The organism is Pseudomonas kurunegalensis (genome assembly GCF_030291635.1).
Lineage (GTDB): Bacteria > Pseudomonadota > Gammaproteobacteria > Pseudomonadales > Pseudomonadaceae > Aquipseudomonas > Aquipseudomonas monteilii.
In genome coordinates this window covers 1,820,620-1,836,272 of the sequence record NZ_CP127871.1, presented here as the reverse complement: position 1 = coordinate 1,836,272, position 15,653 = coordinate 1,820,620, and the positions used below count along the sequence as shown (strand labels likewise).

Genomic DNA, 15,653 nt, shown 5'->3' with positions numbered 1-15,653 from the left:
CGCACCATGGTTTCGTCAAAGCCGCCAAGGCGCCCCTTACCCGAGGATCAACCATGCATCACATCGAATGGCCAGACGAATACCTGCCCGGCACCACCGAGAACTTTGCCTCGAACGAAATCATCATCGCCGGCCTCACTGCCGAAGCAGTCTGGCAACAACTGGATGACACGCGGGCGTGGCCAACGTACTACTGCAATGCAGCGGACATCCGCTTTCATGATGGCTCCGGCCCGTACCTGAGCAACGGCGCACGCTTTCGCTTCACCACGTTCGGCTTCCCGGTCGAGGCTCAAGTTACCGAGCATGTGCCACCTGCTCCAGGCCAACCCGCACGCGTGGCCTGGCATGGCTGGGTCGAGGGCGATACCGACACGCGCCTGGACGTGCATCACGCCTGGCTGATCGAAGACCTGCCCGGCAACCGGGTGCGCATCCTCACGCAAGAAACGCAGAAAGGAAAACCGGCTACGGAGTTGGCCCGTACCAAGCCCAACCCCATGATCAATGGTCACCAGGACTGGATCGAGGGGTTGGCACAGGCAGCGCTCAAGGCCAAGCGCTGAACACCTCGCGATGCGTTTAAAGAGACGCCAGGTGGCTGGCAAGCGCTTGCTCTGCACGCAGCGCCGCTTCAGGGCTAACCCGCTCAGCCAGGACCCGACCAGCCTGGCGCAGTTGCCCGGCAGTCAGCCCTGTGTTCATGCCCATTCGCATATGAGCCCGCAGCTGTGGTTCGACACCTGTAAGCGCAGCGAGCATCGCTACGGTCGCCAATTCGCGACTTTGCCAATCGAGGTTGTCGCGCTCGAAGATGGCACCAAACAGGTGAGCACGCAGGTATTCGTTGGCGGCAGGTGCGAAGTCGAACAGAGGCCCTTCAACCGGCCCCCCAGCCAGCCTGGTCTGGTTGGCAGTGCCGGCCGCCAGCAAGGCTTCGCCCTGAGGGATAGCACGGCTGGGGTTTGTGCCAGGAGTATCTACAATGCCTTGCTGTTTGCGTGCCTGCACGACCTTGAGCAACTCACCCAGCGCATTGAGACTGCGAGGGAAGCCAGCGTACGCATACAGTTGTACCAGTACTTCCCGGGCATCACTGATGGACAACCCGGCATCAAGGCCATCATTGAGTGCGCGATTCAAACCTGCGATATCGCCAGCGGCGGCGAAGGCTGCAATGGGGATGATCGCTTGCTGACGCACTGTGAGTGTTTCAGTGGTGTTGCCCGCTTCTGACGCTTGGCTCATGGCATGGGCCTCCTGTGCAATGGCCGATGAAAGCAAGGTGCCCAACGTGAGCACCAGTGTGAAAGTACCGATGGCAATACGTGAGTCAGTCAGCAAGCGTGGCGTTGTACTGTTCATCACTTACTTTCTCCAGCCAGTCGACATTCTTGCCGTCTAGGGTGCCCGTGACTGCAAGGTGCGTCATGGCCGTACCCGGCGCAGCGCCGTGCCAGTGTTTGACACCTGCCGGGCACCACACCACGTCGCCCGGGCGGATCACCTGTACAGGCTTGCCCCATTCCTGAGTCAGCCCGACTCCAGCCTGAACGACCAACCGCTGCCCGGCCGGGTGGGTGTGCCAGGCAGAGCGGGCGCCGGGCTCGAACGTTACCAGCGCACCGGACGCATTGATGTGCTCATCTGCAGGCCACACCGGATCGACCCGCACCTGGCCGGTAAAAAACGCCTCAGGGCCCGCTACCGAATGCTGCTCACCGACGCGGGAAATCTGCTGCCCGGCCGTACGCGACTGATCGGCATCCGCGCCGCCAGCCTGCAGCGCTGCAACACAAAGTACTGTCTCCATTACCCGTTTGCTCATACCGTTACCTCATTGCTATCCGTCAGGCTGGCGTTGTCGATCACGAAGCGGTACTTCACTTCACCCCGCAGCATGCGCTCGTAGGCCTCATTGATTTCCCAGGCCTGAATCAGCTCGATATCAGCAACGATGCCGTGCTCGGCACAGAAGTCGAGCATCTCCTGGGTTTGCGGGATGCCGCCGATCATCGAGCCTGCCAGCGTGCGGCGCTTCATGATCAGGTTGAACACGTTGGGTGCCGCATGCGGCGTGGCCGGTGCACCGACCAGGGTCATGGCACCATCACGCTTGAGCAGCACCATGAAGGCATCCAGGTCATGGGGTGCGGCGACGGTGTTCAAGATGAAATCGAAGCTTTTCAGGTGAGCGGCCATTTCTTCCGGATTGCGCGATACCACCACTTCATCGGCCCCCAGTTGCAGCGCCGCTTCACGCTTGCTCGGCGACGTTGTGAACGCCACCACATGGGCGCCCATGGCATGGGCCAGCTTGATGCCCATATGGCCCAGGCCACCGATACCCACCACACCCACTTTTTTGCCCGGGCCGGCCTGCCAGTGACGCAAGGGGGAATAGGTGGTGATGCCCGCACACAGCAACGGGGCAACAGCGGCCAGTTGTGCCTCCGGGTGACTGATGCGCAGCACGTAGCGCTCATGCACGACGATTGCCTGTGAATAGCCACCCTGCGTCCAGCCAGGGGCATCGGCGGTCGGGAAGTTGTAAGTACCGACCATGCCGTCGCAGTAGTTTTCCAGGCCTTCGTCGCAGTCGGCGCAGTGCTTGCAGCTGTCGACGATACAACCGATACCGACCAGATCGCCCGGTTTGAAGGTGGCAACATGCGCCCCGACCGCAGTCACACGGCCGACGATTTCATGGCCGGGTACGCAGGGATACTGCGTGCCTTCCCACTCCGAGCGCACCTGGTGCAAGTCGGAATGGCAGATGCCGCAGAACGCGATATCAATCTGGACATCGTGAGCGCCTGGCGCGCGGCGAGTAATACGCAGTGGTTGCAAAGGCTGGTTGCCGGCGTGTGCACCGTAAGCATTGACAAGCATGATTCGACCCTCCTACAGGTGGTGAGGGCCATTCTCCCGGTCGACATGCGCCAAGCAGTAGTGTGATCCCGTGCGATGCTTGCCTGATTCTGCAAATGATCGCGGCTAGAGCCCGATGGCCACCTCACGCTCGCCGCCCATGTACTGCTCCAGGCGACTGCGCAACCAGCGTTCGGCAGGGTCGCTATCGGTGGTGCTCAACCAGACCATGGCCAGTTCCAGTGCAGCCGTCTCGAACGGCAACGTCTCGGCCTGAAGGTTGCCCCAGCGTTCCATGCCTTGCGCGGCATAGTCCGGGCAGCAGGCCAGCAGGTCGGTGCCGGCCAGAATTGCTGGCAATGAACTGAACTGCGGCACCGACAACACCACCTTGCGTTCACGGCCGATTTCTTTTAGCCAGTCGTCGACCACACCCTGCGTATTGGCGGTGGGCGAGACCTGAACATGCGGGCGGGCGCAAAACTCATCCAGTGTCAGTGGGCTGACTGACTTGTCGGCCCGCACCACCCTGCCCTGCATGGTGCGCAGCACCTTGCGCTTGGCGTTGGCTGGCAGCCCTCTGGTCTGGCTGATACCAACCGTAACATCGCCTGCTGCCAGCAAATCCGGTATGCGCCAGTAATCCACATGCTGCACAACCACCACCACGTTCGGCGCCTCCACCCGCAGGGCCCGCAGCAGTGGCGGCAGCAAGCCCGACTCCACGTCATCGGACAAACCGATGCGGAACGTCATGTTGCTGGTTGCCGGATCGAAGTCATGGGACAGACTGAGGGCGATGGACATCGCATCCAGCGCCGGGGTGAGGTACTTGATCACCTCTTCGGCCCTGGCCGACGGTTCCATGCGGTTGCCCACACGGATCAGCAACGGGTCGTTGAACATCGCCCGCAACCTGGCCAGCGCGGCGCTGACCGTGGGTTGGGCGATGAACAGTTTTTCTGCCGCACGGGTGAGGTTGCGCTCTTGCATCAGGGCTTCGAACACCACCATCAGGTTGATATCGGCTTTGCGCAGTTCGTTTCGGTTCATTGGCGCTCCCGGCCATGGCCTTGTCGTGCGGATTCCATTCCAGCATCGACAGGGACTACAGTCGAGTCAAAACCTGAAATGGTACCGGCTGTGCCGATGTTCGCGGGTATAGCGTGGCACCTGTAAGAACGGGTTTACCCGCGAAATGGCCGGCACCGGCGACATACCTTTCAAAGCCCACGCTCAGGCTTCATTGCCCCACACAACACAATCCGGGTACCCTCACCCTCTCGTCCTTTCCGGCCTCCCCTGCCGTGCACCGCCCAGGCGTTGATTCGCGAAGCGGTCATTCATGATGCCGACACCTGCATGGCCGCCACTCGCAGGCGCGCCCACCCGCCATCAATATATTCAGGATGACCTCATGATCATTCGCCAAGGCATCGCTGCCGACTACCCGCAGCTGCTCGACATCTGGCTGCGCGCCGTTCGCGCGACGCACCACTTTCTACAGCCCGCCGACATCGACGCGTTGCTGCCACAGCTGCGCGATATCTACTTCCCGGCCGTCGAGCTGTGGGTAGCAGTCGACACGGATGACCAGCCGCTGGGCTTCATCGGCTTCAACGAGCAGCATGTGGAAATGCTCTTCGTCGACCCCGACCTCCATGGGCAAGGCATTGGCCGCGCGCTGCTGGACTTCGGCCGCCAATCGCGCCATTCAATGAGTGTCGACGTCAACGAGCAAAACCCGCAGGCTGTGGGCTTCTACCGGCATTACGGTTTCATCCAGACAGGCCGTTCCCCCCTGGATGGCGAAGGCCGGCCATTTCCGTTACTGCACATGAGCTTGCCCAGGAGGACGTGATCGCAACGCACACATTGCAAGGGGCAGTCCCTTGTTTAAACAAAGGGCCGCAACGCGGCCCCGGCAAGGCTGCTGCCGTAAGGAAAGCAGTTCAGCGCAAGGTATTTCTGGTCAGCTCTATTTCGTTCATCAAAGCCTTGGCCAACGCTGTGAGGTAATCGGCGGCGCCCAGGAACTTGTGGTCGTCCTCCATATCGCCTTCGCGCAGCAGATGCTTGATGTAGCTCAGCAGGATCGAAACTTGTTCGTAGGCATCATCGATCGGAATGCCGGGCTGGCCCCGCAGAAGATCGATTGGCGGGTTACCGACTTCGAGAAAGGTTTCTGCGCCGATGGTGAGGATGACCTTGGGTTCGTCTGCCATGTTGTCACTCCTCTTCCTTTTGGCCGCATAGCCGCGCGTGCGCAATGGCATGGGGTCAGGGCCACCAGGTGCTTGCCACAACATCTCCAGCGCCTACGAAAACGAGCGCCGCCCGCGCGGCGCATCGCGAGCAAGCTCGCTCCTACATTTGTTTCGGGCGAGTAACGCCTATGACAGATGCGCGCGACCGCCCTGTTTGTACGACGCGATATCTAGCCATGCGCCAAGGGTTCGCGCGCAGATCCCACAGGAATAATTGGCCCGAAACAAATGTAGGAGCGAGCTTGCTCGCGATGCGCCGCGCGGGCGGCGCTCGATCTCACAGACGCCGCATCACATGCGTCGGACTCTTTGCTACGAAAAATCGCAGATCCCTACTTACCAACAATTTTAAGTCTTATTTAACGCAAAAATAGCAACATAAGCACAATCCACTTCCAATATGCGGCAACCCTTAGCAACCGGGCACCACTCAACCACCGTATACTCGGACCCACTATCGAGGATGCCCACATGCAAGCACTGGGAATGGATTACCGGCACGGCGATGAAATCGCCAGCCACTGCCACGCCGAAGACCAGCTGATCTACGCCGCCAGCGGCGTGATGCGGGTCAGCAGCGAGGGCGGTAGCTGGGTGATCCCCGGCGGGCATGCGTTATGGATGCCCGCTGGTGTCAGCCATGCCATTCGCATGGAGGGCGTGGTCAGCATGCGCACCTTGTTGCTCGAGGCACGCGTCGCGCATTGCCAGGTTATCGTGGTGTCCGGCCTGCTGCACGAACTGATCCTGGCTGCAGCGCGCCTGCTCGACCTGCGAGACGGCGAACACGTGCGGGCGTTGATCCAGTGTGAACTGGCCGCTGCCAGGCGCATCGATGCCTTTGTGCCACTGCCGCACCAGGCGCGTTTGCGTGCCTGGTGCGAACGCTTCTTGCAGGACCCGGCTCAGGACCTGACCCTGGAACAATGCGGCGCACAGCTGAACATGAGTGCCCGCAGCGTGGCGCGGCTGTTCCAGCGCGAGGTGGGCATGTCGTATGGCGAATGGCGCGCCCGGGCCCGGGTGATGCTCAGCCAGCAGTGCCTGGCCGACGGCCAGCCCATCCTGAATGTGGCACTGGAACATGGCTACCAGAGCGCCAGCGCCTTTGCCGCCATGTTCAAGCGCATCCTCGGCTACGCCCCCAGCGACTGGCAGAACGGCTGCGCGCGCGGGTACTGACTGACAGGTTGTCCCACTTGCGCGCAGGGTTGTCCTGCTTGCGGCAGCGAGGCCTGCCTCGCCATCGTTAACCTCGCATCACCACCCCTGAAGCGACGTGTGTGATGCCTCTACTGCAATCATTCCCTTTCCCTGCCCGGCTTGGCGCCGCCATCGGCATGCTGAGCGTGCTGGCGGCTTGCGCCCGGCAACCCACACCGGCCGAGCCCCCCACCGCACTGCAAGCGGACCCGCTGGCCAGCCTGCCGGCTGGCACCAGCAAGCAACCTCTGCCCGAGCGCTGGTGGGCACTGTTCCGGGACCCACAGCTCAACCACTGGGTGCAGCAAGCCCTGGCGCACAATCAGGACCTGAAGCAGGCCGAAGCGAATGTGCAGGCCATGCTGGCGGGCATCGGCGAATTCGATGCCAGGCGCTGGCCCTCCACCTCCGTGGGCCTTGCCGCGACGTATGGCAAGAGCGCCGATGACCAGACCCTGGCCGAAGCGACTGACAGCCACGCGCCATCACAATGGCAATTCAACCCGGGCATCGAGCTGGCGTACCAGGTGGATGTCTGGGGCCAGGTGCGCGCCGCCATTGCGCGTGCACAGGTGCAGGCTGAAGCCACCCAGGCCGCGCTGGACCTGATGCGCCTGCAGGTGGTGGCCCAGACCAGCCGAGCCTATATCGACCAGTGCATCTACACGGCTCGCCTGGACGAAGCCCGCCAATCTCTGCAAACCCTCGACCACAGCGTGCAACTCAGCGAGCGCCAGCACCAGGCCGGCATTGCCACGGCCCTGGACAGCGAACGCCTGCTGGGCCTGCGTGAACAGGTGCGGGCGCGGTTGCCGATGCTAGAGGCCCGACGGCAGATGGCGCTGTACGAGCTGGGCATGCTCAGCGGCCAAGCCTCTTTGGCCGAGGCCAGCACCTGCACGTCCATCCCTTCGCTGTCGGCGCCCTTGCCGGTTGGCGACGGCTGGCAGTTACTCGCACGCCGCCCGGATGTGCGCCAAGCCGAACGGGAACTGCAAGCTGCCACGCTGGAGACCGAAATCGTCCGGGCCGACCTGTACCCGAAGGTCAGCTTCGGCGCGTCGCTGACGTCCTCGGACCACCACCTTGCCAACCTGGGCGACAGCCGTGCGGTGATGTTCGGCATCGGCCCGTTGATCCGCTGGGAGTTCCCCAACATCAAGGCCAACCGCGCTCGGGTCAATAAAGCCGAAGCATTGCAGCAAGCGCAGGTGGCCCATTACCAAGGTGTAGCGCTGCATGCACTGAAAGACGTGCGCCAGACGCTGGCTCGCTACGACGGCGAGCGACAGCGGTTGCAGGCACTGGACGCGGCCCTGGCGCACAGCCAGCGCGGCTTTTCCCTGGCCCAAAGCAACTACCGGGCCGGCACCGTGGACGGGTTGGCGTTGCTCGACAGCGAGCGTGAACTGATCCGCTTGCGAAGCAGCCATGTCCAGGCCCAAGGCCGCCTGGCACAAGCACAGGTCAACCTGTTTCGCGCCTTGGGCGGGCGGTGGTAGTTCCAAACATCAAGAATGGATAGAGATCATGAATGTTGCTGTAGAACAAACCGCGTCAACCGCCGTTGAGCAAAAGAGCAAGGCCGTATCTCGCCGTCTGGCATACATCGCAGGTGGCAGCCTGGCAGCCATCGCCCTGTTGGCCTTCACCAGCTACTGGTTCACCACCGGCCGTTACCTGGAAACCACCGACGACGCCTACATCCGTGCCGACTGGGTGGCCTTGAGCCCTCGTGTGGCCGGCTACGTGGCCAAGGTCGAGGTCGATGACGACCAACCGGTAAAAGCCGGCGATGTACTGGTGCGCCTGCAAGCCCGCGACTATCAGGCCCGCCTCGACCAGGCCCAGGCCGGCGTGGCCGAAGCCCGGGCGGCGCTGACTGCCACCCACGCCAGCCAGCAGGTGGCGGCCGAGCGTATCAACCAGCAGCAGCAAGCCATCCTGCAGGCTGAAGCCGCCGTGCAGGGCGCTGCAGCCGAACATCGGCGCAGCGGGCTGGACATGCAACGCTACCGTGGCCTGGTGCGTGACGATGCCGCAACGGTACAGCGCCTGGAAAGCGCCAGTGCCGCTGCCTCCCAGGCCCAGGCCGCACTGCAGGGCGCGCAGGCCGCCTTGCGCGAACAGCGCGCGCAGCTGGCCATGGCCAAGGCGCGATCCGCCCAGGCCGACGCCACGTTGAAACAGAAAGAAGCAGCGCTGGCCCACGCGCTGGCCCGCCAGCGACTGGCCGAACAGGATGAGCAGGACACCGTGCTCCGCGCCCCCATCGACGGTGTGGTTGGCCAGCGCCGCGTGCGCGCCGGCCAGTATGTGGTGCCGGGCCAGCCGCTGCTGGCCGTGGTGCCCCTGCAGCAGGCCTATGTGGTGGCCAACTACAAGGAAACCCAACTGGCTCACATGCGCGCCGGGCAACCGGTAGAAATACGTGTAGACACCTTCGCCAGCCAGCCACTGCACGGTCATGTGGCCAGTTTCTCGCCAGCCTCCGGCAATGTCTTCGCCCTGCTGCCGTCCGACAATGCCACCGGCAACTTCACCAAGATCGTCCAGCGCTTCCCGGTGCGCATCCTGCTCGACAAACCGCTGGATGGCCCACAGGTGCTGCCCGGCATGTCGGTGGTCACTACCGTCGACACCCGCCCCGCAGAGGTTACCGATGCGCACTGAACAACCGGTCTCGCTGCGTGCCTGGGTGGCGGTGCTGGGTGGTCTGTTCGGCTGCTTCATGGCCGGCATGAACGTGCACGTCACCAGCGCTGCCCTGCCGGAAATCCGCGGTTCGCTGGGTGCCAGCTTCGAGGAAGGCTCGTGGATTTCCACCGCCTACCTGGTGGCGGAAATCGTGATGATTCCGCTGACCGCCTGGCTGGTGGAGGTGTTCTCGCTGCGCCGGGTCATGTGGACCGGCTCGTTCATCTTCCTGTTGGCCTCGGTGGCCTGCTCCTGGGCCCCGAGCCTGGAGGCGATGATCTTCATCCGGGTAATCCAGGGCGCTGCGGGGGCGGTGCTGATCCCACTGTCGTTCCAGCTGATCATCACCGAGCTGCCAGCGAGCAAGATGGCCATGGGCATGGCGCTGTTCAGCCTGGCTAACAGCGTGGCGCAGGCAGCCGGGCCGTCGATTGGTGGCTGGCTGACCGATGCCTGGTCATGGCGCTGGATCTTTTACCTGCAACTGTTCCCCGGCATTGCGCTGCTGTGCGCCATCGCCTGGTCGATCGAGGCCAGGCCGATGAAGCTCGAACTGTTGCGCAAGGGTGACTGGCTGGGTATCGCGGCCATGGTCGTCGGCCTGGGTGGCCTGCAGATCGTGCTGGAAGAAGGCGGCCGGCTGGACTGGTTCGGCTCGCCATTCATTGTCGGCATGAGCGTGATCGCCGGTATCGCACTGGTGGTGTTCGTGGTGACGCAACTGTTCGGCCAGCGTACGTTCATCAACCTGCGGCTGCTTGGCCGTTACAACTTCGGTGTCGCCAGCGTGGCGATGTTCATCTTTGGCGCCGCCACATTCGGCCTGGTGTTCCTGGTGCCCAACTACCTGTCGCAGTTGCAGGGCTTCAGTGCGCACGACGTTGGCGTGGCGCTGATTGCCTATGGCGTGGTGCAGTTGCTGCTGGCACCGTTGATGCCACGCCTGATGAGCTGGACCAGCGCCAAGTTCATGGTCGCCAGTGGCTTTCTGATCATGGCGCTGGGTTGCTGGCTGGGGGCGAGCCTGAGCGCCGACAGTGCCGACAACGTGATCATCCCGTCCACGGTGGTGCGTGGCATTGGCCAGCCGTTCATCATGGTGGCGTTGTCGGTGCTGGCGGTGGCCGGGCTGGACAAGCGCGAGGCCGGCTCGGCCTCGGCGGTGTTCTCCATGCTGCGCAACCTGGGGGGCGCCATTGGCACCGCCGGGCTGACACAGCTGGTGGCGACCCGTGAGCGTTTTCACAGTGAGCGTATTCACGAGCAGGTGACGGTGTTCGAGCCCACGGTACAGGAACGTGTCAACCAGACAGTGCAAAGCTGGCTACCGCACCAGCAGCAGGTGCTGGAAGGGTTGGCGGCCACTGTTCGGCGAGAGGCGTACCTGATGGCCTACAGCGATGCGTTCTACCTTGCGTGCCTGGCATTGGTGGGCTGTGCGGTGGCGGCGTTGCTGCTGCGCGCCCAGCGGGCCGCTTGAGGGGGCTGGTACACTGTGCCTCCACACACTGTGCCCGACAGACCAACCGTATGAACCCGACGCGCTACGCCACCGTGGCAAAGGACTTGATGCAAGGCATCGCCAGCGGCCGCTACCCGGTGGGCAGCCTGCTGCCGACCGAGTTCGAGCTGTGCGACCTGTACGGTGTAAGCCGGCACACGGTGCGTGCGGCCATCGACCAACTGCTCGGGCAAGGGCTGGTTTCGCGGCGCAAACGCGTAGGCACCCGGGTGGAGGCCAGTAGCCCGCTCGGTGGCTATTCACAGTCGCTGGCCAGCGTGGCCGACCTTGCACACCTGGCCGAAACCCAGCAGCGGGAAATCCAGGATGTGAGGCACTTCGTCGCCGACCTGAGCGAGGCGGCACGGTTAGGGTTGGTACCGGGGGAGCATTACTTCTGCGTGTCCAGCATCCGCATCGACCGCCTGCACAGTGCCGCACCGCTGTGCTGGACCGACGTGTATGCGCAGCGCGACTATGCCGAGGTCATCGAGCTGGCCCGCGAGCACCCCGGCCAGCTGATTGCCGGGTTGATCGAACAGCACTATGGCCGGGCGATCGCGGTGATCGACCAGCAGGTGCGGGCGGTGTTACTGAGCGCAGAAATGGCCTGCGCGCTGAAAGCCGAGGCGGGTTCACCGGGGTTGAAGATCATTCGCCATTACCGCGAGGAAAACGGCGACCTGATGGCAGTTTCCGAAACGGTGCACCCGGATGACCGCTTTACCTTGGTCACCCAGATGCGCCGTGATCGCTCGCCCGTCTGATCCCAGGCATACGAGGCCCCTTGTAGGAGCGGCCTTGTGTCGCGAAAGGGCTGCGCAGCAGCCCCGGCAATATCGGCGGCGGCGTAGAACCCTGGGGCCGCTTTGCGGCCCATCGCGACACAAGGCCGCTCCTACAGGGGCCGCAGCTGCTGCTCGGCCTCGATCAATTGCCGGCTACGCACCGATTGCACCCGATGATCCCGCGCCAGCCACCCATACACCGTCGGCAGCACGAACAACGTGAACAAGGTGCCCACCAGCATCCCGCACACAATCACCACTCCCAGCCCGAAGCGGCTGTTGGCCCCGGCACCACTGGCGAACAGCAGCGGCAGCACGCCAAAGGTCATCGCCGCCGTGGTCATCAGCACAGGCCGCAAACGTATCTGCGCAGCACGGACGATAGCCGCCGCCCGATCAAGGTTGTCGCGCACCTGGATCTCGTTGGCGAACTCCACCATCAGGATGCCGTGCTTGCTGATCAGGCCAATCAACGTCACCAGTCCGATCTGCGTGTAGATGTTCAACGTGGCCCAGCCCAGCGCCAGCGGCAGCAGCGCACCGCAGATCGACAGCGGCACGGTCACCAGGATGATCAGCGGATCCACCAGGCTTTCGTACTGCGCCGCCAGCACCAGATAGATCACCACCAATGCGGCAAGAAACGCCCACATCAGGGCAAAGCCCTCTTGCACGTACTGCCGTGATTCCGATTGCCAGTCGTGGCTGAAACCAGGCGGCAACTCACTGGCCAGTTGCTCAAGCAATGCCACGGCATTGCCCATCGACACACCCGGCGCCGGTATCGCCTGCAAGGTGCTGGCATTCTGCTGATCGAATTGCAGCAGGCGATTAGGCGCAACCTCGATATCCAGGTGCACCACCGTGGCCAGCGGCACCAAGCTGTCGTCCTCGGCGCGCACATACTGGCGGTTCAGCGCCGCAGGCGTCAGGCGCTGGTCCTGAATGCTCTGCGGAATCACGTCGTAGGAGCGCCCGAACAGGGCGAAGCGGTTGAGGTACTGCTCGCCCACCAGCACACCCAACGACTCGCCGATGGCCTGCATGCTGATGCCCAGGCTGGCTGCCTTGGCCCGGTCGATGCGCACCTTCACCACCGGGTTGTTGTAGTCCAGGTCACTGTCCACCACGGCGAACAAACCACTGTCGCGGGCACGCTGCTTGAGGGCTTCCATGGTCTGGTACAGCTCGGGGTAGTCACGGGCACTGCGCAGCACCATCTGCACCGGCAAGCCTCCGCTGGAACCCGGTAGCGAGGCCACCTGGAAGGCGAAAATGCTGCTGCCTTCGATGTCCGCAACTGCCTGTTGAAGCTGCGCCTGCACCTGCGCAGCAGAGCGCTCGCGAGCCTGCCAGGCACTGAGGTTGATGCCGCCGAAACTGGCGGCCGGGCCGTCGGTGCCGTTGATGATCCAGGTGTCGGTGGTTTCGGCAATGGACTTCATCACCTGGTCGAGCTTCAGCGCAAAGCGTTCCGCATAGTCCAGGCTGGCATGCTGCGGCGATTTGATAGCCGTGAGCACCGCCGCCTGGTCCTCGGGAGGGGCCAGTTCGCGCTGTGGCAGCAGGTACAGCCAGGGCAGGCTCAGGCACACCAGCAGTGCCACGCCGCCACTGATCCAGCGATGAGACAGGGTGTAAGCCAGCACCCGCCCGTAAGCCCCGGTCAGTGCCCCGAACAACCGGTCCGCCAGGTTGGCCATTGCGCCGTGCTGCTGACCGGGTTGCAGCAGCAGCGAGCTCATCACCGGCGACAAGGTTAGCGCCACCACGCCAGACACGATCACCGCCCCCGCCAGGGTCAGGGCAAATTCGCGGAACAGCGTGCCGGTCAGCCCGCCCATCAGCCCGATCGGTGCATACACCGCCGCCAGCGTGAGAGTCATGGCAATCACCGGCCCGGCAATTTCCCGTGCCCCGGCCAATGCTGCGGCGACCGGCGACTTGCCCTCCTCGATATGGCGGTGCACGTTCTCCACCACCACGATGGCATCGTCCACCACCAGGCCGATGGCCAACACCATCGCCAGCAAGGTCAGCAAGTTGAGGCTGAAACCGAACAACAGCATCAGGCCCGCAGCCCCGAGCATCGACAACGGGATGGCCACCACCGCAATCAACACACTGCGCAGCGAACCCAGGCACAGCCAGATCACCAGCACCACGATCAGCATCGCTTCTACCAGGGTGCGCAGCACCTCGTGGATGGAGGCGTCGATGAAGCGTGCGGTCTCGTAGGCCAACGCCACATGCACGCCCGGCGGCAGGGTCTGCTGAATCTGCGGCAGCAGCTGGCGAATGCCCTCGACAATCACCAGCGGGTTGCCGGTTGGCGTGGGGAACAAGCCCAGGTGCACGGCCGGTTTGCCATCCATGGTGGCACTGGTCTGGGTGGCCGCCGCACTCAGCTCGACGGTGCCGACATCGCGCAGGCGTACCAGGTCGGTGCCCGCGTTACGGATGATCAGTTCGCGAAAGTCCTCGACCCGGGTGAGGTCGGTGTCCACCTGGATATCGGCCAGCACGTACTGGCCGCGCACCTGGCCGGGCGTCGCCTGGTAGTTGTTGGCACGCACTGCCTGCGCCACATCGGCTGCCGTCACCCCGCGCCCGGCCATGCGCTCGCTGTCCAGCCACAGGCGCATCGCCAGGCGCTGCCCGCCGAACGACTGCACCTTGGCCACGCCGTCGATGCCGGAGAACTGCGGCTCCACCACCCGCGACAGGTAATCGCTCAGCTCGGGTATCGACAAGGTGTCACTGGCAAAGCCTACGTAGGCCACCGCAGTGGAGTCACCTGCCGACAGCTCCACCACCGGGTCGTAGGCTTTTTCCGGCAGGCGATAGCGCACCTGGTTGACCTTGGCCATGGTCTCGGCCAGTGCCTGGGTCGAGTCGCGGTTCAGCACCATGCGCAGGGTAATCAGGCTGCGCCCCTGCTGCGAGGACGAGGACAGGTAGTCGATGCCCTCCACCGATGACACCGCCTGGGTAATCGGTTGGGTCACGAAGCCTTGCATCAACTCGGCAGAGGCTCCGGGGTACTCGGTGCTGATGGTGATGGTCGAGCTTTCCAGCAACGGGTACTGGCGGATCGGCAATTTGCCCATGGCGAACAGCCCCAGCAGGATGATCAGGCTGCTGACCACCAGCGCCAGCACCGGGCGGCGCACGAAGACGTCAGTGAACTTCACGATTGCCGCCCTCCCTGGCTGGCCTGCAGGCTGTCCTGGGCCACCGGCTCGACAGACATGCCATCGTTCAGTTTCAGCTGGCCAGAGACCACCACCTGATCACCCGGCGCAAGACCAGAGGTCACCTCCACCCGCCCCTGCCAGCGCTCACCGGTGGTGACCTGCACCCGTTTCACACGGGTGCCGTGTTCCGCATCCCGGGTGGCGACGAACACCGTCTGCCCATAGGCGGTGTAGGTAATTGCGGTTTCCGGCACGGCCAGCACGGTCGATGGCTGTGCCGCGTCCAGGCGCACGCTGGCGTACATGCCCGGTTGCAACTGCCCGTCCGGGTTCGCCAAGGCGGCCTGCACCTGCACCAGGCGCGCCTTGCTGACAACCGGGTCGACCGCCACTACCTGGGCCTGGAAGCCTTGGCCGCGCACGGCATCCACACCCAGTGCCAGCACCTGCCCCACCTGCACGTCGGGCGCGGCCTGCTCGCCCAGGGAGAAGTTGACGTGCAACTGTCGGGTATCTGCCAGGCTGACGATGGTCTCGCCAGCGCCCAGGTATTGGCCCTGATGTACCCGGCGAATACCCAGCTTGCCGGCGAACGGCGCACGGATGGCCTTCTGCGCGATCAACGCCTCGACGTGCTGCAACTCGCCACTGGCCACATCCACGGCAGTGGCGGCGTTATCGAACAGTTCCTGGGAAACGGCATGCATTGCCAGCAGTTTGCGGCTGCGCTGCAACACCACTTCGGCGTTGCGCAGTTTGGCCCGCAACTGCACGCGCTGGGCCTGCTCCGGGGCGTCATTGAGCTGCACCAGCACCTGCCCGGCCGTGACGGTCTGCCCCGACTCGAACGCGATACGGGTAATGCGCCCCGCCACCTCGGCCGCCACCTGCACCTGGTTGACCGCCTCCAGCTCCCCCGAGGCAAAGTTCTGCCGCGCCACCTGCACCTGCTCGGCCGTGGCCAGCGCCACCTTGGTTGCCGGCCATGCAGCGGCAGCGGGTTGCGTCGAGCTGTTGCCCACCAGCGCATAGGCGCCCGCCAGCACACCTGCCACAGCGCCGGCACAGGCCAGTAACGTCCTTTTGTTCATGCAGTGCTCCGATCAATCAGGAAAGCGGTTGCGGGGAA

Annotated in this window: 14 protein-coding genes; 7 read left to right on the top strand and 7 right to left on the bottom strand. The window is 63.8% G+C overall.

From position 1 onward, the window contains the following. The first annotated feature begins 53 nt into the window (after nucleotides 1–53). Nucleotides 54–566 carry an SRPBCC domain-containing protein gene (locus tag QQ992_RS08275; protein WP_286112971.1) on the top strand — a complete coding sequence of 171 codons (513 nt, stop codon included), beginning with the start codon at nucleotides 54–56 and terminating at the stop codon, nucleotides 564–566. A 16-nt stretch (nucleotides 567–582) separates the two neighbouring features. Here the strand turns inward: QQ992_RS08275 and QQ992_RS08270 are convergent, their stop codons facing one another. From QQ992_RS08270 to QQ992_RS08255, 4 genes are all read right to left on the bottom strand, one after another. Further along, the gene (locus QQ992_RS08270) at nucleotides 583–1,365 is read right to left on the bottom strand and encodes a carboxymuconolactone decarboxylase family protein (protein ID WP_286112969.1); all 783 of its coding nucleotides are present in this window, start codon (nucleotides 1,363–1,365) and stop codon (nucleotides 583–585) included. Next, on the bottom strand, nucleotides 1,334–1,828 hold the full coding sequence (locus QQ992_RS08265; RefSeq protein WP_286112967.1) for a (R)-mandelonitrile lyase: 495 nt from the start codon (nucleotides 1,826–1,828) through the stop codon (nucleotides 1,334–1,336). The genes QQ992_RS08270 and QQ992_RS08265 overlap by 32 nt, the downstream gene beginning before the upstream one ends. After that, entirely contained in the window at nucleotides 1,825–2,892 is a 1,068-nt protein-coding gene (locus QQ992_RS08260) for an NAD(P)-dependent alcohol dehydrogenase (RefSeq protein ID WP_286112966.1), read from the bottom strand. The genes QQ992_RS08265 and QQ992_RS08260 overlap by 4 nt, the downstream gene beginning before the upstream one ends. 105 nt (nucleotides 2,893–2,997) lie before the next feature. Continuing rightward, on the bottom strand, nucleotides 2,998–3,924 hold the full coding sequence (locus QQ992_RS08255; RefSeq protein WP_286112965.1) for a LysR substrate-binding domain-containing protein: 927 nt from the start codon (nucleotides 3,922–3,924) through the stop codon (nucleotides 2,998–3,000). Between the two features lie 364 nt (nucleotides 3,925–4,288). On the opposite strand from QQ992_RS08255, the gene QQ992_RS08250 reads away from it, so the two are divergent. Further along, nucleotides 4,289–4,732: an acetyltransferase gene (locus tag QQ992_RS08250; RefSeq protein ID WP_286112963.1), complete on the top strand. Its 444-nt coding sequence runs from the start codon at nucleotides 4,289–4,291 to the stop codon at nucleotides 4,730–4,732. A gap of 91 nt (nucleotides 4,733–4,823) precedes the next feature. Here the strand turns inward: QQ992_RS08250 and QQ992_RS08245 are convergent, their stop codons facing one another. After that, entirely contained in the window at nucleotides 4,824–5,096 is a 273-nt protein-coding gene (locus tag QQ992_RS08245) for a DUF3077 domain-containing protein (RefSeq protein WP_286112962.1), read from the bottom strand. A 513-nt stretch (nucleotides 5,097–5,609) separates the two neighbouring features. On the opposite strand from QQ992_RS08245, the gene QQ992_RS08240 reads away from it, so the two are divergent. The 5 genes from QQ992_RS08240 (at nucleotide 5,610) to QQ992_RS08220 (ending at nucleotide 11,306) form a co-directional block, all read left to right on the top strand. Further along, complete coding sequence (locus QQ992_RS08240) at nucleotides 5,610–6,320, top strand: AraC family transcriptional regulator (protein ID WP_286112961.1); 711 nt, start codon at nucleotides 5,610–5,612, stop codon at nucleotides 6,318–6,320. 104 nt (nucleotides 6,321–6,424) lie between these two features. After that, the gene (locus QQ992_RS08235; protein WP_286112960.1) at nucleotides 6,425–7,843 is read left to right on the top strand and encodes an efflux transporter outer membrane subunit; all 1,419 of its coding nucleotides are present in this window, start codon (nucleotides 6,425–6,427) and stop codon (nucleotides 7,841–7,843) included. 28 nt (nucleotides 7,844–7,871) lie between these two features. Then, entirely contained in the window at nucleotides 7,872–9,014 is a 1,143-nt protein-coding gene (locus QQ992_RS08230) for an HlyD family secretion protein (protein WP_286112958.1), read from the top strand. Then, nucleotides 9,004–10,518, top strand: a complete 1,515-nt coding sequence (locus QQ992_RS08225; RefSeq protein WP_286112956.1) for a DHA2 family efflux MFS transporter permease subunit — start codon at nucleotides 9,004–9,006, stop codon at nucleotides 10,516–10,518. The genes QQ992_RS08230 and QQ992_RS08225 overlap by 11 nt, the downstream gene beginning before the upstream one ends. A 50-nt stretch (nucleotides 10,519–10,568) precedes the next feature. Continuing rightward, on the top strand, nucleotides 10,569–11,306 hold the full coding sequence (locus QQ992_RS08220; protein WP_286112954.1) for a GntR family transcriptional regulator: 738 nt from the start codon (nucleotides 10,569–10,571) through the stop codon (nucleotides 11,304–11,306). A gap of 131 nt (nucleotides 11,307–11,437) precedes the next feature. Here the strand turns inward: QQ992_RS08220 and QQ992_RS08215 are convergent, their stop codons facing one another. After that, nucleotides 11,438–14,521 (bottom strand): MexW/MexI family multidrug efflux RND transporter permease subunit, encoded by a 3,084-nt coding sequence (locus QQ992_RS08215; RefSeq protein ID WP_286112953.1) that lies wholly within the window; start codon nucleotides 14,519–14,521, stop codon nucleotides 11,438–11,440. Then, the gene (locus QQ992_RS08210) at nucleotides 14,518–15,615 is read right to left on the bottom strand and encodes an efflux RND transporter periplasmic adaptor subunit (protein ID WP_105945285.1); all 1,098 of its coding nucleotides are present in this window, start codon (nucleotides 15,613–15,615) and stop codon (nucleotides 14,518–14,520) included. Before QQ992_RS08210 ends, QQ992_RS08215 begins: the two co-directional genes overlap by 4 nt. Nucleotides 15,616–15,653 lie beyond the last annotated feature (38 nt).

What these genes read in the sequence shown, in the direction of transcription:
- QQ992_RS08210 (WP_105945285.1), bottom strand. Translation starts at nt 15,615, where the DNA reads ATGAACAAAAGGACGTTACTGGCCTGTGCCGGCGCTGTGGCAGGTGTG.
- QQ992_RS08275 (WP_286112971.1), top strand. Translation starts at nt 54, where the DNA reads ATGCATCACATCGAATGGCCAGACGAATACCTGCCCGGCACCACCGAG.
- QQ992_RS08260 (WP_286112966.1), bottom strand. Translation starts at nt 2,892, where the DNA reads ATGCTTGTCAATGCTTACGGTGCACACGCCGGCAACCAGCCTTTGCAA.
- QQ992_RS08220 (WP_286112954.1), top strand. Translation starts at nt 10,569, where the DNA reads ATGAACCCGACGCGCTACGCCACCGTGGCAAAGGACTTGATGCAAGGC.
- QQ992_RS08270 (WP_286112969.1), bottom strand. Translation starts at nt 1,365, where the DNA reads ATGAACAGTACAACGCCACGCTTGCTGACTGACTCACGTATTGCCATC.
- QQ992_RS08265 (WP_286112967.1), bottom strand. Translation starts at nt 1,828, where the DNA reads ATGAGCAAACGGGTAATGGAGACAGTACTTTGTGTTGCAGCGCTGCAG.
- QQ992_RS08255 (WP_286112965.1), bottom strand. Translation starts at nt 3,924, where the DNA reads ATGAACCGAAACGAACTGCGCAAAGCCGATATCAACCTGATGGTGGTG.
- QQ992_RS08235 (WP_286112960.1), top strand. Translation starts at nt 6,425, where the DNA reads ATGCCTCTACTGCAATCATTCCCTTTCCCTGCCCGGCTTGGCGCCGCC.
- QQ992_RS08245 (WP_286112962.1), bottom strand. Translation starts at nt 5,096, where the DNA reads ATGGCAGACGAACCCAAGGTCATCCTCACCATCGGCGCAGAAACCTTT.
- QQ992_RS08230 (WP_286112958.1), top strand. Translation starts at nt 7,872, where the DNA reads ATGAATGTTGCTGTAGAACAAACCGCGTCAACCGCCGTTGAGCAAAAG.
- QQ992_RS08240 (WP_286112961.1), top strand. Translation starts at nt 5,610, where the DNA reads ATGCAAGCACTGGGAATGGATTACCGGCACGGCGATGAAATCGCCAGC.
- QQ992_RS08225 (WP_286112956.1), top strand. Translation starts at nt 9,004, where the DNA reads ATGCGCACTGAACAACCGGTCTCGCTGCGTGCCTGGGTGGCGGTGCTG.
- QQ992_RS08250 (WP_286112963.1), top strand. Translation starts at nt 4,289, where the DNA reads ATGATCATTCGCCAAGGCATCGCTGCCGACTACCCGCAGCTGCTCGAC.